The sequence below is a fragment of the Streptomyces sp. NPDC014733 genome (assembly GCF_043083385.1).
In the GTDB taxonomy this organism is placed as follows: Bacteria; Actinomycetota; Actinomycetes; order Streptomycetales; family Streptomycetaceae; genus Streptomyces.
Window position 1 is genome coordinate 369,596 of the sequence record NZ_JBIBYO010000003.1, and the last position, 24,625, is coordinate 394,220.

A 24,625-nucleotide genomic window follows, 5' to 3' on the forward strand; every position below is an offset into this window, starting at 1 on the left:
GGCCGGGCGGCCGCGGCGTCAGCCGGTGGTGGCGCCGGATCCCCGGACCGTCACCCCTCGGCCGCCTCGAAGAGCGTGTGCATCGCGCGCCGTAGCTCGGCGACGTCGCGGACGGGCTCGGGGAAGTCGAAGCGCGCATCGAACGGCGCCTTCCCGTCGCCGGTGAAGCGCACCCGCAGCCCGAAGCGGTCCAGGGCCACCGGTGTGGCCTCGTCGCGGGCGCCGCACACCGTGGCGCTCCGCTCGCTGAGCAGCCCGCACAACCCGCGGACCTGCGGTCCGTGTGCGGAGTGCAGATGCTGCAGCAGCTCGGCCTCGTGCGCGACGAGCGGATCGGGCGCGGCCGCGGCGAACTCCTCCGGCTCCACGGCCTCGGCGCCCCACAGGTCGTCCACCGCGCCTTCGCCGACCTCCAGCCGGAGCATCAGCCACCCGGCCCGTCCGGGGATCCCCGGCGCCGGCTGCGGCTGGACGGCCTCACCGATCCCGAGGAGTTCGCCGACGGGGTGCCGCTCGGCGAGCAGCGCCGCACAGTGGGCGCGGTCGGCGTTGCGTACGGGGGTGAGCCAGCCCGCCACCCAGGCGCGGCCGCGGACCCGGTGGGGCACGGAAACCGGCGCGACGTCGGTGATCTCCATCACGGCTGCCAGGTCGTCGTCCTGGGCGTAGGCGGCGGCGCGGGCGGCCGCGGAGTCGGCAGGAGCCAGCAACAGCACGTCTCCCCCGGGAGTCACGGTCCGGCAGACCGGCGCCGACAGCCCGCTGGGGTCAGGGTCCTCGACTCCGGGAATGCTCAGCGAACCCATACCATTGGATTCGACGAGGGTGCGTACGCGCTCGGCCGCCGATGGCCGGGCGTCTTCCACGGGACGCGGCTGACCCGCCTCGGTGCCCTGAGCGGCATCGGGCAGGGGGATCCCAGGTCGAAACATGCGTTCTCCTCGCGCTAAGGTAAGCCTCACCTAACTTACATGGAGGTCCGTTCCACGTGAACCAGTCGCGTCCCAAGGTCAAGAAGTCCCGCGCGCTCGGCATCGCGCTGACGCCGAAGGCCGTCAAGTACTTCGAGGCCCGTCCCTACCCGCCCGGCGAGCACGGCCGTGGCCGCAAGCAGAACAGTGACTACAAGGTCCGTCTGCTCGAGAAGCAGCGTCTGCGTGCGCAGTACGACATCAGCGAGCGCCAGATGGCGCGTGCCTACGACCGCGCTCGGAAGGTCGAAGGCAAGACGGGCGAAGCCCTCATCGTCGAGCTGGAGCGCCGTCTGGACGCGCTCGTCCTGCGTTCGGGCATCGCCCGCACGATCTACCAGGCGCGCCAGATGGTCGTCCACGGCCACATCGCCGTGAACGACCGCAAGGTCGACAAGCCCTCCTTCCGCGTCCGCCCCGGCGACGTCGTGATGGTCCGCGAGCGCAGCCGCGAGAAGCACCCCTTCCAGGTGGCGCGCGAGGGCGGCTACGCCCCCGACGGCGAGACCCCCCGCTACCTGGAGGTCAACCTCCAGGCGCTGGCGTTCCGCCTCGACCGGGACCCCAACCGCAAGGAGATCCCGGTGATCTGCGACGAGCAGCTCGTCGTCGAGTACTACGCCCGCTGAGCCAGGCGTAGCCACCGGCACCTTCCGGCCCGCCGACCCTCCCCGCAGCTCGCGGTGGTGGTGCGGCGGGCCGTTGCTGTTCCCGGCGGCGGGCCGGTGCGCCGCGGCCCGGACCGCGCGCGGGACGGCTGCCGCCCGGACCGTACAATCGGCCGGTCGCCTTCCCTTCCGGCCCCGCCCGCCGACCGCAAATCCGGTCGGCCGTGCCCTCCCGGCGCGATAGGGTCGAGGGGGCCGTCCGAGCAGGACGGAAGCCGGAGCGGGACAGTGCGGATGCCCCGTCGGAGAGTGTCGGAGAGTGGTGCCAGCGTGACCGGTGGAGAGGTGGCGGGGATCCTGGTCGCCGTCTTCTGGGCGATCCTCGTGTCGTTCCTCGCCCTCGTACTGGTGAGGCTCGCGCAGACGCTCAAAGCGACGACGAAGATGGTGGCGGACGTCTCCGACCAGGCCGTTCCGCTGCTCGCCGACGCGTCCGCGACGGTCCGCTCGGCACACACCCAGCTCGCCCGCGTCGACGCCATCGCCTCCGACGTGCAGGAGGTCACCGCCAACGCCTCCGCGCTCTCCTCGACCGTCTCCTCCGCCTTCGGCGGACCGCTGGTCAAGGTCGCCGCCTTCGGCTACGGCGTACGCCGCGCGATCGGGAAGAAGGGCGCGCCGGAGCCCGAGCGCACCGTCGTCGTCGGCCGTACCCTCCCCGGCGCCCGTCGCGGCGCCCGCCGCAACCGTCGCTCCAAGGACTGATCACCGCGATGTTCCGCCGCGCATTCTGGTTCACCACCGGCGCCGCCGCCGGCGTGTGGGCCACCACCAAGGTCAACCGCAAGCTGCGCCGGCTGCAGCCCGACAGCCTCGCCGCGCAGGCCGCGGAGAAGGCCGTCGAGACCGGCCACCGGCTGCGCCGCTTCGCGCTGGACGTCCGCACGGGAATGGCGGACCGTGAGGAACAGTTGCACGAAGCGCTGGGCCTGACCGCGCCCGGTGACGCCCGCGAACTGCCCGCACCACGTTCCCGCGCGGTGCTCGACACACCCCACCCCACCACGAGAGCGACCGGACCGTCCGGGATCGCCGGACCGACTGGAAATGAGGACCACTGATGGAGTCGGCTGAAATCCGCCGCCGCTGGCTGCGCTTCTTCGAGGAGCGCGGGCACACCGTCGTGCCGTCGGCGTCGCTCATCGCGGACGACCCGACGCTGCTGCTGGTCCCCGCGGGCATGGTGCCCTTCAAGCCGTACTTCCTCGGCGAGGTCAAGCCGCCGTGGCCGCGCGCCACCAGCGTGCAGAAGTGCGTGCGCACGCCCGACATCGAAGAGGTCGGCAAGACCACCCGCCACGGCACGTTCTTCCAGATGTGCGGCAACTTCTCCTTCGGCGACTACTTCAAGGAAGGCGCCATCAAGAACGCCTGGGAGCTGCTGACCGGCTCCCAGGAGGACGGCGGCTACGGCCTCGACCCGGAGAAGCTCTGGATCACCGTCTACCTCGACGACGACGAGGCCGAGCGCATCTGGCACGAGGTCATCGGCGTGCCCAAGGAGCGCATCCAGCGCCTGGGCAAGAAGGAGAACTACTGGTCCATGGGCGTCCCCGGCCCCTGCGGACCGTGCTCCGAGATCAACTACGACCGCGGCCCGGAGTTCGGCGTCGAGGGCGGCCCGGCCGTCAACGACGAGCGGTACGTCGAGATCTGGAACCTCGTCTTCATGCAGTACGAGCGGGGCGAGGGCATCGGCAAGGAGGACTTCGAGATCCTCGGCGAGCTGCCCAGCAAGAACATCGACACCGGCCTCGGCCTGGAACGCCTGGCGATGATCCTCCAGGGCGTCCGCAACATGTACGAGACCGACACCCTGCGCGTCGTCATCGACAAGGCCACCGAGCTGACCGGCGTCCGCTACGGCGCCTCCGACGACAGCGACGTCTCGCTCCGCGTCGTCGCCGACCACATGCGCACCTCCACGATGCTCATCGGTGACGGCGTCACCCCGGGCAACGAGGGCCGCGGCTACGTCCTGCGCCGCATCATGCGCCGCGCCATCCGCAACATGCGCCTGCTCGGCGCCACCGGCCCGGTCGTCGCCGAGCTGCTGGACACCGTCATCAAGACGATGGGCCAGCAGTACCCGGAGCTGCTGGAGGACCGCCGCCGCATCGAGACCGTCGCCCTCGCCGAGGAGGCCGCCTTCCTCAAGACGCTGAAGGCCGGCACCAACATCCTCGACACCGCCGTCACCGACACCAAGGCCGCCGGCGGTACGGTCCTCGCCGGCGACAAGGCGTTCCTGCTCCACGACACCTGGGGCTTCCCGATCGACCTCACCCTGGAGATGGCCGCCGAGCAGGGCCTGTCCGTGGACGAGGACGGCTTCCGCCGCCTGATGAAGGAGCAGCGGGAGCGCGCCAAGGCCGACGCCCAGGCCAAGAAGCACGGCCACGCCGACCTCTCCGCCTACCGTGCCGTCGCCGACGCCTCCGGCGCCACCGAGTTCACCGGCTACCGCTCCACCGAGGGCGAGTCCACCGTCGTCGGCCTGCTGGTCAACGGCGTCTCGGCGCCCGCCGCCCACGAGGGCGACGAGGTCGAGATCGTCCTGGACCGCACCCCCTTCTACGCCGAGGGCGGCGGTCAGCTCGCCGACAGCGGCCGGATCAAGCTGGAGTCCGGCGCCGTCGTCGAGGTCCGCGACGTCCAGAAGCCGGTCCCCGGTGTCGTGGTCCACAAGGGCGTCGTCCAGGTCGGCGAGGTCGTTGTCGGCTCCGGTGCGTACGCCGCGATCGATGTGACCCGCCGCCGGGCCATCGCCCGCGCCCACAGCGCCACCCACCTCACCCACCAGGCGCTGCGTGACGCCCTGGGCCCGACCGCCGCCCAGGCCGGTTCGGAGAACTCCCCGGGCCGCTTCCGCTTCGACTTCGGCTCGCCGACCGCCGTGCCCGGCGCCGTGCTCACCGACGTCGAGCAGAAGATCAACGAGGTGCTCTCGCGTGAGCTGGACGTGCACGCCGAGGTCATGAGCATGGAGGACGCCAAGAAGCAGGGCGCCATCGCGGAGTTCGGCGAGAAGTACGGCGACCGGGTGCGCGTCGTCACCATCGGCGACTTCTCCAAGGAGCTGTGCGGCGGTACGCACGTCCACAACACCGCCCAGCTGGGTCTGGTGAAGCTGCTGGGCGAGTCGTCGATCGGTTCCGGCGTGCGCCGGGTCGAGGCCCTCGTCGGCGTCGACGCGTACAAGTTCCTCGCCCGTGAGCACACCGTCGTCTCGCAGCTGACGGAGCTGGTCAAGGGCCGTCCGGACGAGCTGCCCGAGAAGATCTCCGGCGTTCTCGCCAAGCTGAAGGACGCCGAGAAGGAGATCGAGAAGTACCGCGCGGAGAAGGTCCTCCAGGCCGCCGCCGGTCTCGCCGCCGGTGCCAAGGACGTCCGCGGGGCGGCCCTCGTCGCCGCCCAGGTCCCCGACGGCACCTCCGCCGACGATCTGCGCAAGCTCGTCCTGGACGTCCGTGGCCGGATTCCCGGCGACCGTGCCGCCGTCGTGGCGCTGTTCTCGGTGGCGAACGGCCGCCCGGTCACCGTCATCGCCACCAACGACGCCGCCCGCGAGCGCGGCATCAAGGCCGGTGACCTGGTCCGTACGGCCGCCAAGACCCTCGGTGGCGGCGGTGGCGGCAAGCCGGACGTCGCCCAGGGCGGTGGCCAGAACGCCGCGGCCGTGCCCGAGGCGCTGGAAGCCGTCGAGCGGCTCGTCGCCGAGGTGGCCTGAGCGCGTGAGTGAGATTCGACGCGGTCGGCGCATCGCCGTGGACGTCGGGGACGCCCGGATCGGGGTCGCCTCGTGCGACCCCGACGGGGTCCTCGCCACCCCGGTCGAGACGGTCCCCGGACGGGACGTCCCGGCGGCGCACCGTCGCCTCAAGGCGATCGTCGAGGAGTACGAGCCGCTGGAGGTCGTCGTCGGGCTCCCGCGTTCCCTGAATGGGGGAGAGGGGCCCGCCGCGGCGAAGGTCCGGGCCTTCGCCCAGGTCCTGGCCGGAAACATCGCCCCGATCGAGGTACGCCTGGTCGACGAGCGGATGTCCACGGTGACCGCCGCACAAGGGCTGCGGGCCTCCGGGGTGCGCAGCAAGAAGGGCCGCTCGGTCGTCGATCAGGCGGCCGCGGTGGTGATCCTCCAGAGCGCGCTGGAGACGGAACGGACCTCGGGCCGGGCTCCGGGGGAATGCATCCGAGTGGTCATCTGATGGCAGTACGGTAACGTTCCGCGATGCGACGCGGCTGAGACAAGCCGCGCAGGTAGAGGCGGGTCGGTACCACATCTGCGCTGGACAGGAGCGCGCCCGCCTCTCGGCTCAAGGGGATCGATGACCGAGTATGGCCGGGGCTACCGCTCCGAACCGTGGCATCCCGAGGACCCGCTCTACGGAGACCAGGGGTCCTACGGAGGGCACGCGCAGGGCTCCCCGTGGGGCGGCCGGGGCACCGCCCCGGCCCCTCCGCGGTACGACGGCGGCTGGGACGGCACCGCATCCGGCGGTGCGCCGTACGACCCGTACGGCACCCAGCAGCCGCACGACCCGCTGACCGGCCCCTACACCGATCCGTACGCCGTCCCCGCCGGCTACCCCACCCCGCACGAGCCGCAGGGCTACGCCCAGAACCCGGGCGGTCCCTACGACCAGGGGCCGTACGAGCCGTACCCGCAGGACCGGCACTACCCCCGGGAACCGCACCACCCACAGGACCCGGTCTACCCGCAGGACCAGGGATATGCAGGTCAGCCGGGGTATCCGCAGGAGCAGCAGTACCCGTACGACCCCGGGTACCCCCAGGATCCGGCGTACGGCGAGCCGCACCAGCAGCCGTATCCGCCGCACGAGCAGACCCCGGTTCCGCAGGTGGCGCCCCATACGGACGGGCCCGAGGACGACCGGCGGCGGCACGGCGGGCAGGAGCCCGACCCCGACCACGCGTTCTTCGCCGACGACCCGGCGGACGAGCGGACGGACGAGGACGACGAGGACGACCGCGCCGCCGACGGCCGCTCCGGTCACGAGGGCCGTGGCAAGAAGACCAAGCGCCGGGGCGGCTGTGCCCGTTTCCTCATCGCCGTGGTGATCGCCGCCGGCGTCGGCGGCGTCGGATATGCCGGCTACCGCTTCTACGAGAGCCGTATCGCCAGCCCTCCGGACTTCGAGGGCGAGGGCTCCGGCGCGCTCCAGGTGGAGATTCCGGACGGTGCGCCGCTCCAGCAAATGGGGCAGATTCTCAAGAAGGAAGGCGTCGTCAAGAGCGTGGACGCCTTCACCGCCGCGGCGGGGGAGAATCCGAAGGGCTCCGGCCTTCAGCCCGGCAGTTATTCCATGCGCCACCACATGTCGGCGGCGTCCGCCGTGGAGCTGATGCTGGACCCGAAGAGCCGTAACGGCCTGACGGTGCAGGAGGGGCTGCGGGCCGGTGCGGTGTACGACCTCATAGACAAGAAGCTCCGGGTGAAATCCGGCACCACGAAGGCGGCCGCCGAGAAGAATCTCAAGAGCCTCGGACTGCCTTCCTGGGCCAACGACTCCCCGGAGATAAAAGACCCGCTGGAGGGGTTCCTCTACCCCTCGACGTACAACGTGGGTGGCAAGGCCACCCCCACCGACGTGCTGAAACAGATGGTGGCGCGGGCCGACCAGGAGTACGCGCGCTACGATCTCGCGGCCAATGCGAAGAAATTCCACCTCGATTCCCCGCTTCAGCTGCTGAGCGTCGCCAGCCTGACGCAGGCGGAGGGCATGACCCACGAGGACTTCCGCAAGATGGCCGCGGTCATCTACAACCGGCTCGATCCGGGCAACGCCGGGATAACCCCGAAGCTCGAATTCGACTCGACGTACAACTACTTGAAGAACCAGAGCAAGATCAATATCGGGATCGGTGAGATCAGGAGTTACAACGATCCCTACAACACCTACTTCTACCGAGGTCTCCCGCCGGGGCCGATCGGCAACCCGGGCGCCGACGCGCTGAAGGCGTCGATCAACCCGGACAACTCCCAGAAGTGGCTCTTCTTCATCTCCGTCGACGGCAAGAAGACCGACTTCACCACGAATCTCACGGACCACAACAAGCTCGTGCAGAAGTTCAACGAACGGCAGCGGGCAGCGAAGCAGAATGGCTGAGGGCAAGGCAGTGTCGGACAGTAAGCAGGCGGCGGTTCTGGGATCGCCGATCGCCCACTCCCTCTCCCCGGTCCTGCACCGCGCCGCCTACCGCGAACTGGGCCTGGACGACTGGGAGTACGGCCGCTTCGACATCGACGAGGCGGCGCTGCCCGCCTTCATGGAGAAGCTGGACGCGAGCTGGGCCGGGCTCTCGCTGACCATGCCGCTCAAGCGCGCGGTCATCCCGCTGCTGGACGGCATCAGCGCCACCGCCGCCTCCGTCGAGGCCGTCAACACCGTCGTCCTCACCGACGACGGGCGCAGCACCGGCGACAACACCGACATCCCCGGCATGGTCGCGGCGCTGCGCGAACGCGGGGTGACCCGGGTCGATCGCGCCGCCGTCCTCGGCGCCGGCGCCACCGCCTCCTCGGCGCTCGCCGCGCTCGCGCAGATCTGCACCGGCGAGGTCACCGCGTACGTCCGCAGCGCTCCGCGCGCCGCCGAGATGCGCGGCTGGGGCGAGCGCCTGGGCGTCGCGGTCACCACCGCGCCCTGGGCGGACGCGGCCGCGGCGTTCGACGCCCCGCTGGTCGTCGCCACCACCCCGGCGGGCACCACCGACGCGCTGGCCACCGCGGTCCCCGAGGCGCCCGGCACCCTCTTCGACGTGCTGTACGAGCCCTGGCCCACCGCGCTGGCGGCCGCCTGGTCGGCCCGGGGCGGCGCGGTCGTCGGCGGCCTCGACCTGCTGGTGCACCAGGCGGTCCTCCAGGTCGAGTTGATGACCGGGCGCGCCCCCGCGCCGCTGGCCGCGATGCGCGCGGCGGGTGAGCGGGCCCTCGCCGCCCGCTGACCGGTCGTGCCCGCCCGGTCCGCTCCCTGGACGCGGCGCCGTCCGCCCGTCGTGACGTGGGAGGATCGGGGGAGTAGACGTAGGCGCAGGAGCAGGACAAAAGGAGCACCGTTGAGCAGGTTGCGCTGGCTGACGGCGGGGGAGTCCCACGGCCCCGCACTGGTGGCGACGCTGGAGGGCCTCCCGGCCGGCGTCCCGATCACCACCGATCTGGTGGCGGACGCGCTGGCCAGGCGTCGGCTCGGCTACGGCCGCGGTGCCCGGATGAAGTTCGAGCGGGACGAGGTCACCTTCCTCGGCGGTGTCCGCCACGGCCTCTCCCTCGGCTCGCCCGTCGCCGTGATGGTCGGCAACACCGAGTGGCCCAAGTGGGAGCAGGTCATGGCGGCCGACCCGGTGGACGAGGCGGAGCTGGCCGATCTGGCCCGCAACGCCCCGCTGACCCGGCCGCGCCCCGGCCACGCCGACCTCGCCGGGATGCAGAAGTACGGCTTCGACGAGGCCCGCCCGATCCTGGAGCGCGCCTCGGCGCGGGAGACCGCCGCCCGGGTCGCGCTCGGCGCGGTGGCCCGCTCCTTCCTCAAGGAGACCGCCGGGATCGAGATCGTCTCGCACGTCGTCGAGCTGGCCGCCGCGAAGGCTCCGTACGGCGTCGTGCCGACCCCCGCCGACGTCGAGAAGCTGGACGCGGACCCGGTGCGCTGCCTGGACGCGGACGCGAGCAAGGCGATGGTCGCCGAGATCGACCAGGCCCACAAGGACGGCGACACCCTCGGCGGGGTCGTCGAGGTCCTGGCGTACGGCGTGCCCGTCGGCCTCGGCTCGCACGTCCACTGGGACCGGCGGCTGGACGCCCGGCTCGCCGGTGCGCTCATGGGCATCCAGGCGATCAAGGGCGTCGAGGTCGGCGACGGCTTCGACCTGGCGCGGGTGCCCGGCTCCCAGGCGCACGACGAGATCGTCGCCACCGAGGACGGCATCCGCCGCTCCTCCGGCCGCTCCGGCGGCACCGAGGGCGGTCTGACCACCGGCGAACTGCTGCGGGTGCGCGCCGCGATGAAGCCCATCGCGACGGTCCCGCGGGCTCTCGCGACGGTCGACGTCACCACCGGCGAGGCGACCAAGGCGCACCACCAGCGCTCGGACGTCTGCGCGGTGCCGGCGGCCGGCATCGTCGCCGAGGCGATGGTGGCACTGGTCCTGGCGGACGCGGTGGTCGAGAAGTTCGGCGGCGACAGCGTGCCGGAGACCCGCCGCAACGTCCGCGCGTACCTCGACAACCTGGCGATCAAGTGACGCCGCGCGCCGTCCTCGTCGGCCCGCCCGGCGCGGGCAAGTCGACCGTGGGCGCCCTCCTCGCCGAACGGCTCGGGGTCGGCTACCGCGACACCGACGCCGACATCGTCGAGACGGCCGGCAAGCCGATCGCGGAGATCTTCATCGACGAGGGTGAGCCGCACTTCCGCGAGCTGGAGCGGCAGGCGGTCCGCGCCGCCGTCGCCGAGCACGCGGGGGTGCTGTCCCTCGGCGGCGGCGCGATCATGGACGACTCGACGCGTGCGCTGCTGCGCGGGCTGCCGGTCGTCTTCCTGGACGTCGCGCTGGCCGACGCGGTCAAGCGGGTCGGCCTGGACGCCCCGCGGCCGCTGCTCGCCGTCAACCCGCGGCAGCGCTGGCGCGAGCTGATGGAGGCCCGCCGCCCCCTGTACACCGAGGTCGCGTCCGCCGTGGTCAGCACCGGCGGCCGCAGCCCCGAGGACGTCGCCGAGGCGGTCCTCGACGCACTGGAGCCCGGGTGGGCCGCGGGCGAGGACCCGCGCGCCGCCCGCAGGAAGGAAGAGGCATGACGGAGCAGGCCACCCGTATCCACGTCGGCGGTACGGCGGGCAGCGAACCGTACGACGTGCTCGTCGGGCGGCAGCTGCTCGGGGAGCTGCCCGCGCTGATCGGCGACGGGGTCAAGCGCGTTGCCGTGCTGCACCCGGAGGCGCTGGCCGCCACCGGTGAGGCGCTCCGCGAGGACCTGGCGTCCCAGGGCTTCGAGGCCATCGCGATCCAGCTGCCGAACGCCGAGGAGGCCAAGACCGCCGAGGTCGCCGCGTACTGCTGGAAGGCGCTCGGCCAGTCCGGCTTCACCCGCAGCGACGTCATCGTCGGCGTCGGCGGCGGCGCCACCACCGACCTCGCGGGCTTCGTCGCGGCCACCTGGCTGCGCGGGGTGCGCTGGATCGCGGTGCCGACCACCGTCCTGGGCATGGTCGACGCGGCGGTCGGCGGCAAGACCGGCATCAACACCGCCGAGGGCAAGAACCTCGTCGGCGCGTTCCACCCGCCGGCCGGGGTGCTCTGCGACCTCGCGGCGCTCGACTCGCTGCCGGTGCACGACTACGTCTCCGGGCTCGCCGAGGTCATCAAGGCCGGGTTCATCGCGGACCCCGGCATCCTCGACCTGATCGAGGCCGACCCGGAGGCCGCCAGACTTCCCGGCGGGCCGCACACCCAGGAGCTGATCGAGCGGGCGATCCGGGTCAAGGCCGAGGTGGTCTCCGCGGACCTGAAGGAGTCCGGGCTGCGGGAGATCCTCAACTACGGCCACACCCTGGCGCACGCCATCGAGAAGAACGAGCGGTACAACTGGCGCCACGGCGCGGCCGTCTCCGTCGGCATGGTCTTCGCCGCCGAACTCGGCCGGATCGCCGGTCGGTTGGACGACGCGACCGCCGACCGCCACCGCGCCGTGCTGGCTGCCGTGGGCCTGCCGCTGACCTACCGCGGCGACCAGTGGCCCAAGCTGCTGGAGACCATGAAGGTCGACAAGAAGTCCCGCGGCGACCGGCTGCGCTTCATCGTCCTGGACGGCCTGGCCAGGCCCACGGTCCTGGAGGGCCCGGACCCGGCCATGCTGCTCGCCGCGCACGCGGAGATCGCCGAGTGAACGGGCGCAGCGAGAGAACCGTCAAGTGGTGCGCCCCCGGCGGATGCCGGGCCGAGCGAAGCGAGGGATGGGCATGAGCCGCCGGGTGCTGGTCCTCAACGGCCCCAACCTCGGCCGTCTGGGCTCCCGCGAGCCGGACGTCTACGGCGCCACCTCCTACGCCGGCCTGGTCGCGGAGTGCGCCCGGCTCGGCAAGGAGCTGGGTCTCGACACCGAGGTGCGGGAGACCAACGACGAGGGCGAACTGGTCCGCTGGCTGCACGAGGCGGCGGACGGCGCGATCCCGGTGGTGATCAACCCCGGCGCGTTCACGCACTACTCGTACGCCATGCGGGACGCGGCGGCGCAGCGCACCGCCCCGCTGGTCGAGGTGCACATCTCGAACCCGTACGCCCGCGAGGAGTTCCGCCACAACTCGGTCCTCGCGGCGGTGGCCAGCGGTACGGTCGCCGGTTTCGGCATCGGCTCGTACCGGCTGGCGCTGCGCGCGGTGGCCGAGGAGCTGACCGGCTGACCGCTGCCCGGACCGGGGCCGCACCGCCGCGGGCCCGGCCGGGCCCGGGCCGTGTCCGGAAAGTCCCGGCCCGCCCCGACGAGGCACCTTCCGCCGCCCCCGGCCGTTCACACCGTGAGCGCCGGGGGCGGTACCGTTCGTCAGCAGTACCGCACGGACCGCGGCCACGGCGCCGCACCGGCCCGCCCGGCGGGCGCCCGGTGTGCCGGACGGCCGCCCGGCATCCGCGCACCGCACCCAGTCGATCCCACGAGACGGAGACCACCGGATGCAGTACGCAGTGGGGGCTCCGCTGCCGCCCCGTCACCAGACGCAGGAGCAGGGCGCGACCCCGAGCTGGACCCCCGGCCCCGGTCACCCCGTCCCGCCGGGCCCGCCGCCGTCCCCGTCCGCGCCGCCCGGCGGCCCGCATCCCGGCGCCGTACCTCCGGGGGCCGGGCACCCGGGAGGAGGCGGGCCGGCCGCCGCGCCGCCCGGCACCGGACACCCGGCCGCCGCGCCCGCGGGGAACGGGCAGCCTGCCGCCGCGCAGCCGGGCTGGAGCGCCCCGCCGCCGCACTCCGCACCGCCCGGCGCCGACACCACGGGCACCGCCGGGTCCACCGGCCACATCCAGCTGCCGCCCGGCGCCCCCGTCGCGCTGCCCAGCCCCCCGGCCGGCACCGCCGCCCCCGACGCCGCGCACACCGCCGTCGCCGTCCTGCTCATAGGCCCGGCCGGGGCGGGCAAGACGAGCGTGGCCCGCCACTGGGCCGACTGCCGCCGGGTGCCGACCGCGCACATCAGCCTCGACGACGTCCGCGAATGGGTGCGCGCCGGCTTCGCCGATCCGCAGCAGGGGTGGAACGACCACTCCGAGGCGCAGTACCGCCTCGCCCGCCGCACCTGCGGCTTCGCCGCCCGTAACTTCCTCGCCAACGGCATCTCCTGCATCCTCGACGACGCCGTCTTCCCCGACCGCCCGGTCGTCGGTCTCGGCGGCTGGAAGCGCCATGTCGGCCCGGGGCTGCTGCCGATCGTGCTGCTGCCCGGCCTGGAGATCGTCCTGGAGCGCAACGCCCGCCGCACCGGCAACCGCCGCCTCTCCGACGAGGAAGTGGCCCGGATACACGGCCGGATGGCGGGCTGGTACGGCTCCGGCCTGCCGATCATCGACAACTCCCAGCACGACGTCGCGACCACCGCGCGGTTGCTCGACGACGTCCTCGCCCGCAGCCTCGCCTCGCCGCCCAGCTGGTGACCGTCCGGCGGTGCCGGTGGGCGGAGGCGGCCGGTCCGGGCCGGGTACCCCGCCCGGCGGCTCCCGACCGGCCCGTGCGGTGATTCGCCCGTAAGCTCGGGATATGTCCGAGCTGTACGCGGCCCGGCGCGCGCGGCTGCGGGATCGCTGCGCGGCGACCGGGAGCACCGCCGCCCTGATCTCGCGCCCCGCCAACGTCCGCTATCTCACCGGTTGTGCGCCCTCCGGCGCCGCACTTCTCCTGGGGCCGGCCGCGGATGTGCTGCTCTGCGGCGCCCCGCTGACCGGCGACCCGTCCGAGGGGCGCCCCGCCGAGGACATCCGCGTCACGGTGCTGCCCGCCCGCGACGGCGATCCCGTGGTGGCCGGCGCCGATCTCGCGGTGAGGGCCGGGGCCACCACCCTCGCCGTCGAGGAACACCATCTGACCGTCGCCCGGCACCGGGCGCTCGGCCGCACCGCCCCGCGGCTGCGCCTGGCCGATGTGGCCTGCGCCGTCGAGGCGCAGCGGCTGATCAAGGACGACGACGAGATCTCCTGTCTGCGCATCGCCGCGGAGATCACCGATCAGGCCCTCGGCGAACTCCTGGAGTCGATCCTGGTCGGCCGCACCGAGCGGCATCTCGCCCTGGAGCTGGAGCGCCGTCTCGTCGACCACGGCGCGGACGGCCCGGCGTTCGCGACCTCGGTGGCGACCGGTCCGCACTCGGGCCGTCCGGGGCATCTGCCCACCGACCGCCGGGTCGAGGAGGGCGACTTCCTCAGCGTCGGTCTCGGTGCGAACTACCGCGGCTACCGCTGCGAGATCGGCCGGACCTTCGTCATCGGCACCACACCCGCGGACTGGCAGATCGAGCTGTACGACCTTGTTTTCGCAGCCCAGCGGGCCGGCCGGGAGGCGCTGGCGCCGGGTGTGGAGTGCCGTGAAGTGGACCGGGTGACCCGCCATCTGCTGGAATCCGCAGGGCACGGGGAGCGGCTGGGACCGTGGACCGGACACGGCGTGGGGCTCGAAATCGATGAGGACCCTCAGTTGTCACCTGCGGCCATGGGTAAACTGGACGCTTGCGTGCCGGTCACCGTCGAGCCAGGGGTCCACATCCCGGGCCGTGGGGGTGTCCGGATCGACGACACCCTCGTCGTCCGCCCCGAGGCGGACGGCGGACCCGAGCTACTCACGATCACTACCAAGGAGCTGCTCGCCCTGTGAGCCACCGGGCTCGCTGCGGGCGGTTTCTCGGTACCCACCACCTGCAGTCCAGGAGATTCCGCAACCGTGGCTTCCACGAACGACCTCAAGAACGGCATGGTGCTCAAGCTCGAAGGCGGCCAGCTCTGGTCCGTCGTCGAGTTCCAGCACGTCAAGCCCGGTAAGGGCCCGGCCTTCGTCCGCACCAAGCTCAAGAACGTGCTCTCCGGCAAGGTCGTGGACAAGACCTTCAACGCCGGCGTCAAGGTCGAGACGGCCACCGTCGACAAGCGCGGCATGCAGTTCTCGTACATGGACGGCGAGTACTTCGTCTTCATGGACATGGACACCTACGACCAGCTCATGGTCGACCGCAAGGCCGTCGGTGACGCCGCGAACTTCCTCCTCGAGGGCTTCGAGGCCGTGGTGGCGCAGCACGAGGGTGAGGTGCTCTACGTCGAGCTGCCGGCCGCCGTCGAGCTGACCATCAAGCACACCGAGCCGGGCGTCCAGGGCGACCGCTCCACCGGCGGCTCCAAGCCCGCCACCCTGGAGACCGACTACGAGATCCAGGTGCCGCTCTTCATCACCGAGGGCGAGAAGATCAAGGTCGACACCCGCACCGGTGAGTACCTCGGCCGGGTGAACAGCTAACCGTGGCCGCTCGTAACAAGGCCCGTAAGCGCGCCTTCCAGATCCTCTTCGAGGCCGATCAGCGCGGGGCCGACGTGCAGTCCGTGCTCGCGGACTGGATGCGGCACGCCCGGACCGACCCGCGGCAGCCGCCGGTCAACGAGTTCACCCTGGAGCTTGTCGAGGGGTATGCGGACCACATCGCCCGCATCGACGAACTGCTCGACACCTACTCCGTCGACTGGCCGCTGGACCGGATGCCGGTCGTCGACCGCAACATCCTCCGGCTCGCCTCGTACGAGCTGATCTGGGTGGACGCGACGCCCGACGCGGTGGTCATCGACGAGGCGGTGCAGCTGGCCAAGGAGTTCTCCACGGACGACTCCCCGGCCTTCGTCAACGGTCTGCTGGGCCGGCTGAAGGACCTGAAGCCCAGCCTGCGGCGCGAGACGCGATAACAGCAGAACCCGGGGCTTCACCCCGGTGGCGCCCGTGAAAGGGCCCGGAGCGCACAGCACAGGCGCTCCGGGCCCTTCGCGCGTCCCCGGCCCTCTCGTGCGCGAGCCCCGGTCCCGGCCGCCGTACGGGCCGTCCGGGGGCCGGGAAAACGCGAACCGCCGCCCCGGTGCTCCGGGACGGCGGTTCGTCGGTGGACTGCTGCGGGACGGCTCAGAGGTCGTCGTGGGCGACCGCGCGGCGCGCGTCGGCGTCCAGCACACCCCAGCTGATCAGCTGCTCGGTCAGCACCGAGGGGGACTGGTCGTAGATCACCGCGAGGGTGCGCAGGTCGTCCTGGCGGATCGAGAGGACCTTGCCGTTGTAGTCGCCGCGCTGGCTCTGGATCGTGGCGGCGTAGCGCTGCAGCGGGCCGGCCTTCTCCTGCGGGACGTGGGCGAGGCGCTCCAGGTCCAGCACCAGCTTCGGCGGGGGCTCGGCGGCGCCGCCGGGGGTGGTGCCGGGCAGCAGCTCCTGCACCGGCACGCCGTAGAAGTCCGCCAGCTCGGCGAGGCGCTGCACCGTCACGGCGCGGTCACCGCGCTCGTACGAGCCGACGACCACGGCCTTCCAGCGGCCCTGCGACTTCTCCTCGACACCGTGGAGCGAGAGGCCCTGCTGGGTGCGGATGGCGCGGAGCTTGGCCCCGAGCTGTTTGGCGTATTCGCTGGACATAAAGCTCCCCAGACACCTGAATCGAATCGATATGCGGCACCGCCGCGCGGCTGGTAACTCACTGTGAGGTTACGCAGCGTAATCCTCGTTCGTCAAGCCGGGGAAGTCCGCAGGGGCCTCCGGGGGCCGCCCGGGGGTTCCCCGGCGGCCCTGCTAGCCTGTACGGCGGTACACCCGACGTCCTTTAAGGTCCGTCCCGTGAGGCGGAGAAGGAGGTCCGTTTCGCATGGACGCAAGCAGTTCCGACGTACGCGTATCCGATCACGCATCCGACGTCTCTCCGCAGGTGCCCGCGCGCCCGGTGCTCGAAGGCCCGGACATCGCGCGGATGCTGACCCGCATCGCCCACGAGATCGTCGAGCGCGCCAAGGGCGCCGACGACGTGGTGCTCCTGGGCATCCCGACCCGCGGTGTCTTCCTCGCCCGGCGGCTCGCCGCCAAGCTGGCGGAGATCACCGGCCGCGCCATCCCGGTCGGCTCGCTCGACATCACCATGTACCGCGACGACCTGCGCCTGGGCCCCGCCCGTGCGCTCGCCCGCACCGAGATCCCCGGTGACGGCATCGAGGGCCGCGTCGTCCTCCTCGTCGACGACGTGCTCTTCTCCGGCCGCACCATCCGCGCCGCGCTGGACGCCCTGAACGACATCGGCCGGCCCCGCGCCGTCCAGCTCGCCGTTCTCGTCGACCGCGGCCACCGCGAGCTGCCGATCCGCGCCGACTACGTCGGCAAGAACCTCCCCACGTCGCTGCGGGAGACCGTCAAGGTCCAGCTCGCCGAGGAGGACGGCCGCGATGTCGTGCTGCTCGGCACGCGCTCCGCCGACGACGCCGCGGCGACCGAGCGGCCCACCCGGACCGGCGAGCGCTAGCGCAGCCGCCCCACGGACCCGGCATGCCCGGGGCCGTACCGCTGCCTGCCCTCCCGACGGACATACCCGTACGCCTTTCCCACCCACGGAGAAACCGGATGAAGCGTCACCTCATCTCGGCCGCCGACCTCACGCGCGACGACGCCGTCCTGATCCTCGACACCGCCGAGGAGATGGCCCGGGTCGCCGACCGGCCGATCAAAAAACTTCCCACCCTGCGCGGGCGCACCGTCGTCAACCTCTTCTTCGAGGACTCGACCCGGACGCGGATCTCCTTCGAGGCCGCCGCCAAGCGCCTCTCCGCGGACGTCATCAACTTCTCCGCCAAGGGCTCGTCGGTCTCCAAGGGCGAATCCCTCAAGGACACCGCCCTCACCCTGGAGGCGATGGGCGCCGACGCCGTCGTCATCCGCCACCACGACTCCGGCGCCCCGCACCGCCTGGCCACCTCCGGCTGGATCGGCGGCTCCGTCGTCAACGCCGGTGACGGCACCCACGAGCACCCCACCCAGGCGCTGCTGGACGCCTTCACCATGCGCCGCCGCCTGGTCGGCGCGGACGCCGGGCTCGGCAAGGACCTCTCCGGTCGCCGCATCACGGTCGTCGGCGACATCCTGCACAGCCGCGTCGCCCGCTCCAACGTCCATCTGCTCACCACGCTCGGCGCCGAGGTCACCCTCGTCGCGCCGCCCACGCTGGTGCCGATCGGCGTGGAGAACTGGCCCTGCGAGGTCTCGTACGACCTCGACGCGGTCCTCGCCGCCTCCGACGCCGTGATGATGCTCCGGGTGCAGCGCGAGCGGATGAACGCCGCCTTCTTCCCGACCGAGCGCGAGTACGCCCGCCGCTACGGGCTGGACGGCGAGCGCATGGCCCGGATGCCCGAGGACGCGATCGTGATGCACCCCGGCCCGATGAACCGCGGCATGGAGATCACCGCCGAGGTCGCCGACTCGCCGCGCTGCACCGCCGTGGAACAGGTCACCAACGGTGTCAGCATCCGGATGGCCGTCCTCTACCTGCTCCTGGGCGGCAACGAACCCGCCCTCACCACCACCGCCCGCACCGAGGAGAGCAAGTAACCATGAGCAAGACCCTGATCCGCGGGGCGAAGATCCTCGGTGGCGAGCCGCAGGACGTGCTGATCGACGGTGAGACCATCGCCGCGATCGGCACGGACCTGAGCGCCGAGGGCGCCCGCGTCGTCGAGGCCGACGGCCAGATCCTGCTGCCGGGCCTCGTCGACCTCCACACCCATCTGCGCGAGCCGGGCCGCGAGGACTCCGAGACCGTGCTGACCGGCACCAAGGCGGCCGCGGCCGGTGGCTTCACCGCCGTCCACGCCATGGCGAACACCTTCCCCGTCGCGGACACCGCGGGCGTCGTCGAGCAGGTCTGGCGCCTGGGCCAGGAGTCCGGCTACTGCGACGTCCAGCCGATCGGCGCCGTCACCGTCGGCCTGGAGGGCAAGAAGCTCGCCGAGCTGGGCGCGATGCACGAGTCCCGCGCCGGGGTGCGGGTCTTCTCCGACGACGGCAAGTGCGTCGACGACGCGGTCATCATGCGCCGCGCCCTGGAGTACGTGAAGGCGTTCGACGGCGTCGTCGCCCAGCACGCCCAGGAGCCGCGGCTCACCGAGGGCGCCCAGATGAACGAGGGCCTGGTCTCCGCGGAGCTGGGCCTGGGCGGCTGGCCGGCCGTCGCCGAGGAGTCGATCATCGCCCGCGATGTGCTGCTCGCCGCACACGTCGGCTCCCGCGTCCACATCTGCCACCTCTCCACCGCCGGCAGCGTCGAGATCGTCCGCTGGGCCAAGTCCAAGGGCTGGAACGTCACCGCCGAGGTCACCCCGCACCACCTCCTCCTCACCGACGAGCTGGTCCGCAGCTACAACCCGGTCTACAAGGTCAACCCGCCGCTGCGCACCGAGGCCGATGTGCTGGCGCTGCGCGAGGCGCTGGCCGACGGCACCATCGACTGCGTCGCCACCGACCACGCCCCGCACCCGCACGAGGACAAGGACTGCGAGTGGGGCGCGGCCGCCATGGGCATGGTCGGCCTGGAGACCGCGCTCTCCGTCGTCCAGCAGACGATGGTCGACAGCGGACTGCTGGACTGGGCGGGCGTCGCCGACCGGATGTCGTTCCGCCCGGCGCACATCGGCCGCCTGACCGGACACGGTCGCCCCGTCTCGGTCGGTGAGCCTGCCAACCTCACGCTGCACGATTCCGCTTACCGTGGAGTCGTGGACCCCGCGGGCTTCGCCTCCCGCAGCCGCAACACCCCCTACGAGGGCCGCGAGCTGCCGGGTCGCGTCACCCACACCTTCCTGCGGGGCCGGGCAACGGTCGTCGACGGGAAGCTGGCGTGACTCCTCACCTCCTCACCTCCGCAGCGGCACAGAAGTCCGCCGAGGTCACCGACTGGGCCGCGCGGATCGGCTGGGTCGTCGGACTCCTGCTGTTCATCGCGCTCGTCTACTGGCTGATGCGCCAGGGCTGGAAGTGGCGCGGCACGCTCCAGAACGGCCTGCCCGCGCTTCCCACCAGCCCCGATGAGCCGGGCGAGGCCCTGCTGACGGCGTCCGGCCGCTACCACGGCTCGACCACCGCGGGGCAGTGGCTCGACCGGATCGTCGCCCAGGGCCTCGGCACCCGCAGCCGCGTCGAGCTGACCCTGACCGAGCAGGGCCTGGACGTCGTCCGCCCCGGCGCCGCCGACTTCTTCGTCCCGGCGGACGCCCTGCGCGGCGCCCGCCTCGACAAGGGCATCGCCGGGAAGGTCCTCCCCGAGGGCGGTCTGCTGATCGTCACCTGGACGCACGGCGGTACGGAGATCGATTCCGGTTTCCGCTCCGACCGGGCCGCCGACCACCCCGCCTGGGTAGAGGCGATCAACCGCCTCAGCCCCCACCACACCACCAGCACCACCGAGCACAACGGAACGGAAGGCGCACGATGACGACCTCCACCAGGGGGACCAAAATCCCCGCCGTACTCGTCCTGGAGGACGGCCGCAGCTTCCGCGGTCGCGCCTACGGGGCCGTGGGGGAGACCTTCGGCGAAGCGGTGTTCTCCACCGGCATGACCGGCTACCAGGAGACGCTGACCGACCCCTCGTACCACCGCCAGGTCGTCGTCATGACCGCCCCGCACGTCGGCAACACCGGCGTCAACGACGAGGACGACGAGTCGCAGCGCATCTGGGTGGCGGGCTACGTCGTCCGCGACCCCGCCCGGGTGCCGTCCAACTGGCGCGCCAAGCGCTCCCTGGACGAGCAGCTCGTCGCCCAGGGCGTCGTCGGCATCAGCGGTATCGACACCCGCGCCCTCACCCGCCACCTGCGCGAACGTGGCGCGATGCGGGTCGGCATCTTCTCCGGCGACGCGCTGCCCGACGAGGGCACCATGCTCGCCAAGGTCCGCCAGGCGCCCGAGATGGCCGGCGCCGACCTCAGCGCCCAGGTCGCCACCAAGGAGGCGTACGTCGTCCCCGCGGTCGGCGAGAAGCGCTTCACGGTCGCCGCCGTCGACCTCGGCATCAAGGGCATGACCCCGCAGCGGATGGCCGAGCGCGGCATCGAGGTGCACGTCCTGCCCGCCACCGCCACCGCCGAGGACGTCTACGCGGTCGCCCCCGACGGGGTCTTCTTCTCCAACGGCCCGGGCGACCCGGCCACCGCCGACGGTCCCGTCGCCGTCATGCGGGAGGTCCTGAAGCGGAAGACGCCGCTGTTCGGCATCTGCTTCGGCAACCAGATCCTCGGCCGCGCCCTCGGCTTCGGCACCTTCAAGCTGAAGTACGGCCACCGCGGCATCAACCAGCCCGTCCAGGACCGTACGACGGGCAAGGTCGAGGTCACCGCGCACAACCACGGCTTCGCCGTCGACGCGCCGCTCGACAAGGTCTCCGACACGCCCTACGGCCGCGCCGAGGTCACCCACGTCTGCCTGAACGACAACGTCGTGGAGGGCCTGCACCTCCTCGACCAGCCGGCGTTCTCCGTCCAGTACCACCCCGAAGCCGCCGCGGGCCCGCACGACGCGGCGTACCTGTTCGACCGCTTCGTTACGCTCATGGAGGGCCAGCGTGCCTAAGCGCACCGATATCCAGTCCGTCCTGGTCATCGGCTCCGGCCCGATCGTGATCGGTCAGGCAGCCGAGTTCGACTACTCCGGCACCCAGGCGTGCCGGGTCCTCAAGTCCGAGGGCCTGCGCGTCATCCTCGTCAACTCCAACCCCGCCACGATCATGACGGACCCGGAGATCGCCGACGCCACCTACGTCGAGCCGATCACCCCGGAGTTCGTCGAGAAGATCATCGCGAAGGAGCGCCCGGACGCCCTGCTGCCGACGCTCGGCGGCCAGACGGCGCTCAACACCGCGATCTCCCTCCACGAGGCCGGCACGCTGGAGAAGTACAACGTCGAGCTGATCGGCGCCAACGTCGAGGCGATCAACAAGGGCGAGGACCGCGACCTCTTCAAGGAGGTCGTGGAGGAGGTCCGCAAGAAGATCGGCCACGGCGAGTCCGCGCGCTCGTACATCTGCCACTCGATGGACGACGTCCTCAAGGGCGTCGACGAGCTGGGCGGCTACCCCGTCGTCGTCCGCCCCTCCTTCACCATGGGCGGCGCCGGCTCCGGCTTCGCCCACAACGAGGAGGAGCTGCGCCGCATCGCCGGCCAGGGCCTGACGCTCTCCCCGACCACCGAGGTGCTCCTGGAGGAGTCCATCCTCGGCTGGAAGGAGTACGAGCTGGAGCTGATGCGCGACAAGAACGACAACGTCGTGGTCGTCTGCTCCATCGAGAACTTCGACCCGATGGGCGTGCACACCGGCGACTCGATCACCGTCGCCCCGGCGATGACGCTGACCGACCGCGAGTACCAGATCCTGCGCGACATCGGCATCGCCGTGATCCGCGAGGTCGGGGTGGACACCGGCGGCTGCAACATCCAGTTCGCGGTCAACCCCGAGGACGGCCGGGTCATCGTCATCGAGATGAACCCGCGCGTCTCGCGCTCCTCGGCGCTCGCCTCCAAGGCCACCGGCTTCCCGATCGCGAAGATCGCCGCGCGCCTCGCCGTCGGCTACACGCTCGACGAGATCCCCAACGACATCACCGAGGAGACCCCGGCGTCCTTCGAGCCCACGCTCGACTACGTCGTCGTCAAGGTCCCCCGCTTCGCGTTCGAGAAGTTCCCCGCCGCGGACGCCACCCTCACCACCACCATGAAGTCGGTGGGCGAGGCGATGGCGCTGGGCCGCAACTTCACCGAGGCGCTGCAGAAGGCGCTGCGCTCGCTGGAGAAGAAGGGCAGCCAGTTCACCTTCACCGGTGAGCCGGGAGAAGGTGTGGCGCTCGGCGCCTCCGCTGAGGGCGGTGGCGGGCGACGGGCGGGCAAGGCCGAGCTGCTGACGAAGGCCCAGGTCCCGACCGACGGCCGGATCAACACCGTCATGCAGGCGATCCGCGCGGGCGCCACGCCCGAGGAGGTCTTCGACGCCACCAAGATCGACCCGTGGTTCGTCGACCAGCTCTTCCTCCTCAAGGAGGTCGCCGACGAGATCGCCGCCGCCGACCAGCTGGACGCCGGGACGCTCGCCGAGGCCAAGCGGCACGGCTTCTCCGACGCCCAGATCGCCGGCATCCGCGACCTGCGTGAGGACGTCGTCCGCGAGGTCCGCCACGCCCTCGGCATCCGCCCGGTCTACAAGACGGTCGACACCTGCGCCGCGGAGTTCGCCGCGAAGACCCCGTACTTCTACTCCTCCTACGACGAGGAGAGCGAGGTCGCCCCGCGCGAGAAGCCCGCGGTGATCATCCTGGGATCCGGCCCGAACCGCATCGGCCAGGGCATCGAGTTCGACTACTCCTGCGTCCACGCCTCCTTCGCGCTCAGCGACGCGGGCTACGAGACCGTGATGGTCAACTGCAACCCGGAGACCGTCTCCACCGACTACGACACCTCCGACCGGCTCTACTTCGAGCCGCTCACCCTGGAGGACGTGCTGGAGATCGTCCACGCCGAGCAGCAGGCCGGACCGGTCGCCGGCGTCGTCGTCCAGCTCGGCGGCCAGACGCCGCTGGGGCTGGCCCAGGCGCTCAAGGACAACGGCGTGCCGATCGTCGGCACCTCCCCGGAGGCCATCGACCTCGCGGAGGAGCGCGGCGCGTTCGGCCGGGTCCTCTCCGAGGCGGGGCTGCCCGCCCCCAAGTACGGCACCGCCTTCTCCTTCGACGAGGCGAGGACCATCGCCGCGGAGATCGGCTACCCGGTCATGGTCCGCCCGTCCTACGTGCTGGGCGGCCGCGGCATGGAGATCGTCTACGACGAGCCGTCGCTGGGCGAGTACCTCACCCGCCACGCCGGTCTCATCGACCAGCACCCGGTCCTCATCGACCGGTTCCTGGACGACGCCATCGAGATCGACGTCGACGCCCTCTACGACGGCACCGAGCTGTACCTCGGCGGCGTCATGGAGCACATCGAGGAGGCCGGTATCCACTCCGGCGACTCGGCGTGTGCCCTGCCGCCCATCACCCTCGGCGGCCACGACATCAAGCGGCTGCGTGCCTCCACCGAGGCCATCGCCAAGGGCGTCGGGGTCCGCGGACTGATCAACATCCAGTTCGCGATGGCCGGCGACATCCTCTACGTCCTGGAGGCCAACCCCCGCGCCTCGCGCACCGTGCCCTTCACCTCGAAGGCGACCGCGGTGCCGCTGGCGAAGGCCGCCGCCCGGATCTCCCTCGGCGCCACCGTCGCCGAGCTGCGGGCCGAGGGCATGCTGCCGAAGACCGGCGACGGCGGCACGCTGCCGCTCGACTCGCCGATCTCCGTCAAGGAAGCCGTCATGCCCTGGTCCCGCTTCCGGGACGCCTCCGGGCGCGGCGTGGACACCGTCCTCGGCCCGGAGATGCGCTCCACCGGCGAGGTCATGGGCATCGACTCGGTCTTCGGTACCGCCTACGCCAAGTCGCAGTCGGGTGCGTACGGCGCGCTGCCCACCAAGGGCCGGGCGTTCGTCTCCGTCGCCAACCGCGACAAGCGGTCGATGATCTTCCCCGCCCGGGAGCTCGTCGCCCACGGCTTCGAACTGCTCGCCACCTCCGGCACCGCCGAGGTGCTGCGCCGCAACGGCATCAGCGCCACCGTGGTCCGCAAGCACTCCGAGGGCGAGGGCCCGAACGGTGAGAAGACGATCGTCCAGCTGATCCACGACGGCGACGTCGACCTCATCGTCAACACCCCCTACGGGACCGGTGGCCGCCTCGACGGCTACGACATCCGCACCGCTGCGGTCTCCCGGGGCGTGCCCTGCCTGACCACCGTCCAGGCGCTCGCCGCCGCCGTCCAGGGCATCGAGGCGATGTCCCGCGGTGACGTCGGGGTCCGCTCCCTCCAGGAGCACGCGGAGCACCTGACCGCCGCCCGCGACTGACGCCAGGCCCACGAGG

General features: G+C 71.9%; 23 protein-coding genes. 21 read left to right on the forward strand and 2 right to left on the reverse strand.

Translation table 11 applies throughout. The features are described from left to right. Positions 1-50: 50 nt before the first annotated feature. Complete coding sequence (locus tag ACF1BH_RS09855; protein WP_391642198.1) at positions 51-806, reverse strand: DUF2470 domain-containing protein; 756 nt, start codon at positions 804-806, stop codon at positions 51-53. A gap of 182 nt (positions 807-988) precedes the next feature. Between ACF1BH_RS09855 and rpsD the strand changes: the two genes are divergently transcribed. The 15 genes from rpsD (at position 989) to nusB (ending at position 15,577) form a co-directional block, all read left to right on the forward strand. Next, positions 989-1,600 carry a 30S ribosomal protein S4 gene (gene rpsD / locus ACF1BH_RS09860; RefSeq protein WP_030278547.1) on the forward strand — a complete coding sequence of 204 codons (612 nt, stop codon included), beginning with the start codon at positions 989-991 and terminating at the stop codon, positions 1,598-1,600. A 309-nt stretch (positions 1,601-1,909) separates the two neighbouring features. Beyond that, complete coding sequence (locus ACF1BH_RS09865) at positions 1,910-2,344, forward strand: DUF948 domain-containing protein (RefSeq protein WP_391641902.1); 435 nt, start codon at positions 1,910-1,912, stop codon at positions 2,342-2,344. A gap of 8 nt (positions 2,345-2,352) precedes the next feature. After that, the gene (locus ACF1BH_RS09870) at positions 2,353-2,700 is read left to right on the forward strand and encodes a DUF6167 family protein (protein WP_391641903.1); all 348 of its coding nucleotides are present in this window, start codon (positions 2,353-2,355) and stop codon (positions 2,698-2,700) included. Beyond that, the gene (alaS, locus tag ACF1BH_RS09875; protein WP_391641904.1) at positions 2,700-5,369 is read left to right on the forward strand and encodes an alanine--tRNA ligase; all 2,670 of its coding nucleotides are present in this window, start codon (positions 2,700-2,702) and stop codon (positions 5,367-5,369) included. Before ACF1BH_RS09870 ends, alaS begins: the two co-directional genes overlap by 1 nt. Positions 5,370-5,382: 13 nt before the next feature. After that, entirely contained in the window at positions 5,383-5,847 is a 465-nt protein-coding gene (ruvX, locus tag ACF1BH_RS09880) for a Holliday junction resolvase RuvX (RefSeq protein ID WP_030278556.1), read from the forward strand. Positions 5,848-5,967: 120 nt separating this feature from the next. Beyond that, positions 5,968-7,770, forward strand: a complete 1,803-nt coding sequence (mltG, locus tag ACF1BH_RS09885) for an endolytic transglycosylase MltG (RefSeq protein WP_391641905.1) — start codon at positions 5,968-5,970, stop codon at positions 7,768-7,770. Positions 7,771-7,780: 10 nt separating this feature from the next. Next, entirely contained in the window at positions 7,781-8,608 is an 828-nt protein-coding gene (locus ACF1BH_RS09890) for a shikimate dehydrogenase (RefSeq protein WP_391641906.1), read from the forward strand. A gap of 111 nt (positions 8,609-8,719) precedes the next feature. After that, entirely contained in the window at positions 8,720-9,904 is a 1,185-nt protein-coding gene (gene aroC, locus ACF1BH_RS09895) for a chorismate synthase (RefSeq protein ID WP_391641907.1), read from the forward strand. After that, the gene (locus ACF1BH_RS09900) at positions 9,901-10,455 is read left to right on the forward strand and encodes a shikimate kinase (RefSeq protein WP_391641908.1); all 555 of its coding nucleotides are present in this window, start codon (positions 9,901-9,903) and stop codon (positions 10,453-10,455) included. Before aroC ends, ACF1BH_RS09900 begins: the two co-directional genes overlap by 4 nt. Next, positions 10,452-11,543 carry a 3-dehydroquinate synthase gene (gene aroB, locus ACF1BH_RS09905; RefSeq protein ID WP_391641909.1) on the forward strand — a complete coding sequence of 364 codons (1,092 nt, stop codon included), beginning with the start codon at positions 10,452-10,454 and terminating at the stop codon, positions 11,541-11,543. The genes ACF1BH_RS09900 and aroB overlap by 4 nt, the downstream gene beginning before the upstream one ends. Positions 11,544-11,616: 73 nt before the next feature. Further along, a complete protein-coding gene (aroQ, locus tag ACF1BH_RS09910; protein ID WP_391641910.1) occupies positions 11,617-12,057 on the forward strand; it encodes a type II 3-dehydroquinate dehydratase in 441 nt (146 codons plus the stop codon). A 268-nt stretch (positions 12,058-12,325) separates the two neighbouring features. Next, positions 12,326-13,297: an AAA family ATPase gene (locus ACF1BH_RS09915; protein ID WP_391641911.1), complete on the forward strand. Its 972-nt coding sequence runs from the start codon at positions 12,326-12,328 to the stop codon at positions 13,295-13,297. Positions 13,298-13,400: 103 nt separating this feature from the next. Continuing rightward, a complete protein-coding gene (locus ACF1BH_RS09920; RefSeq protein ID WP_391641912.1) occupies positions 13,401-14,507 on the forward strand; it encodes a M24 family metallopeptidase in 1,107 nt (368 codons plus the stop codon). Between the two features lie 66 nt (positions 14,508-14,573). Next, positions 14,574-15,140, forward strand: coding sequence for an elongation factor P (gene efp / locus ACF1BH_RS09925; protein WP_391641913.1), 567 nt, complete (start codon positions 14,574-14,576; stop codon positions 15,138-15,140). Positions 15,141-15,142: 2 nt separating this feature from the next. Continuing rightward, positions 15,143-15,577, forward strand: coding sequence for a transcription antitermination factor NusB (nusB, locus tag ACF1BH_RS09930; RefSeq protein WP_345091798.1), 435 nt, complete (start codon positions 15,143-15,145; stop codon positions 15,575-15,577). A gap of 211 nt (positions 15,578-15,788) precedes the next feature. Here the strand turns inward: nusB and bldD are convergent, their stop codons facing one another. After that, positions 15,789-16,289: a transcriptional regulator BldD gene (gene bldD, locus ACF1BH_RS09935; protein WP_030278578.1), complete on the reverse strand. Its 501-nt coding sequence runs from the start codon at positions 16,287-16,289 to the stop codon at positions 15,789-15,791. A 226-nt stretch (positions 16,290-16,515) separates the two neighbouring features. Here bldD and pyrR point away from each other — a divergent pair, with 226 nt between their 5' ends. From pyrR to carB, 6 genes are all read left to right on the forward strand, one after another. Beyond that, on the forward strand, positions 16,516-17,160 hold the full coding sequence (gene pyrR / locus ACF1BH_RS09940) for a bifunctional pyr operon transcriptional regulator/uracil phosphoribosyltransferase PyrR (RefSeq protein ID WP_391641914.1): 645 nt from the start codon (positions 16,516-16,518) through the stop codon (positions 17,158-17,160). A 98-nt stretch (positions 17,161-17,258) separates the two neighbouring features. Then, complete coding sequence (locus ACF1BH_RS09945) at positions 17,259-18,242, forward strand: aspartate carbamoyltransferase catalytic subunit (RefSeq protein ID WP_391641915.1); 984 nt, start codon at positions 17,259-17,261, stop codon at positions 18,240-18,242. A gap of 2 nt (positions 18,243-18,244) precedes the next feature. Next, positions 18,245-19,531: a dihydroorotase gene (locus ACF1BH_RS09950; protein WP_391641916.1), complete on the forward strand. Its 1,287-nt coding sequence runs from the start codon at positions 18,245-18,247 to the stop codon at positions 19,529-19,531. Then, positions 19,528-20,121: a hypothetical protein gene (locus ACF1BH_RS09955; RefSeq protein WP_391641917.1), complete on the forward strand. Its 594-nt coding sequence runs from the start codon at positions 19,528-19,530 to the stop codon at positions 20,119-20,121. Before ACF1BH_RS09950 ends, ACF1BH_RS09955 begins: the two co-directional genes overlap by 4 nt. Further along, on the forward strand, positions 20,118-21,257 hold the full coding sequence (gene carA / locus ACF1BH_RS09960; RefSeq protein WP_391641918.1) for a glutamine-hydrolyzing carbamoyl-phosphate synthase small subunit: 1,140 nt from the start codon (positions 20,118-20,120) through the stop codon (positions 21,255-21,257). Before ACF1BH_RS09955 ends, carA begins: the two co-directional genes overlap by 4 nt. Continuing rightward, positions 21,250-24,609 (forward strand): carbamoyl-phosphate synthase large subunit, encoded by a 3,360-nt coding sequence (gene carB, locus ACF1BH_RS09965; protein ID WP_391641919.1) that lies wholly within the window; start codon positions 21,250-21,252, stop codon positions 24,607-24,609. Before carA ends, carB begins: the two co-directional genes overlap by 8 nt. Positions 24,610-24,625 lie beyond the last annotated feature (16 nt).

Bases quoted from the DNA above. Each gene is read 5' to 3' on its own strand.
- ACF1BH_RS09855 (WP_391642198.1), bottom strand. From the start codon at position 806: ATGGGTTCGCTGAGCATTCCCGGAGTCGAGGACCCTGACCCCAGCGGG.
- ACF1BH_RS09870 (WP_391641903.1), top strand. From the start codon at position 2,353: ATGTTCCGCCGCGCATTCTGGTTCACCACCGGCGCCGCCGCCGGCGTG.
- alaS (WP_391641904.1), top strand. From the start codon at position 2,700: ATGGAGTCGGCTGAAATCCGCCGCCGCTGGCTGCGCTTCTTCGAGGAG.
- mltG (WP_391641905.1), top strand. From the start codon at position 5,968: ATGACCGAGTATGGCCGGGGCTACCGCTCCGAACCGTGGCATCCCGAG.
- aroB (WP_391641909.1), top strand. From the start codon at position 10,452: ATGACGGAGCAGGCCACCCGTATCCACGTCGGCGGTACGGCGGGCAGC.
- aroQ (WP_391641910.1), top strand. From the start codon at position 11,617: ATGAGCCGCCGGGTGCTGGTCCTCAACGGCCCCAACCTCGGCCGTCTG.
- ACF1BH_RS09915 (WP_391641911.1), top strand. From the start codon at position 12,326: ATGCAGTACGCAGTGGGGGCTCCGCTGCCGCCCCGTCACCAGACGCAG.
- ACF1BH_RS09920 (WP_391641912.1), top strand. From the start codon at position 13,401: ATGTCCGAGCTGTACGCGGCCCGGCGCGCGCGGCTGCGGGATCGCTGC.
- bldD (WP_030278578.1), bottom strand. From the start codon at position 16,289: ATGTCCAGCGAATACGCCAAACAGCTCGGGGCCAAGCTCCGCGCCATC.
- pyrR (WP_391641914.1), top strand. From the start codon at position 16,516: ATGGACGCAAGCAGTTCCGACGTACGCGTATCCGATCACGCATCCGAC.
- ACF1BH_RS09945 (WP_391641915.1), top strand. From the start codon at position 17,259: ATGAAGCGTCACCTCATCTCGGCCGCCGACCTCACGCGCGACGACGCC.
- ACF1BH_RS09950 (WP_391641916.1), top strand. From the start codon at position 18,245: ATGAGCAAGACCCTGATCCGCGGGGCGAAGATCCTCGGTGGCGAGCCG.
- carA (WP_391641918.1), top strand. From the start codon at position 20,118: ATGACGACCTCCACCAGGGGGACCAAAATCCCCGCCGTACTCGTCCTG.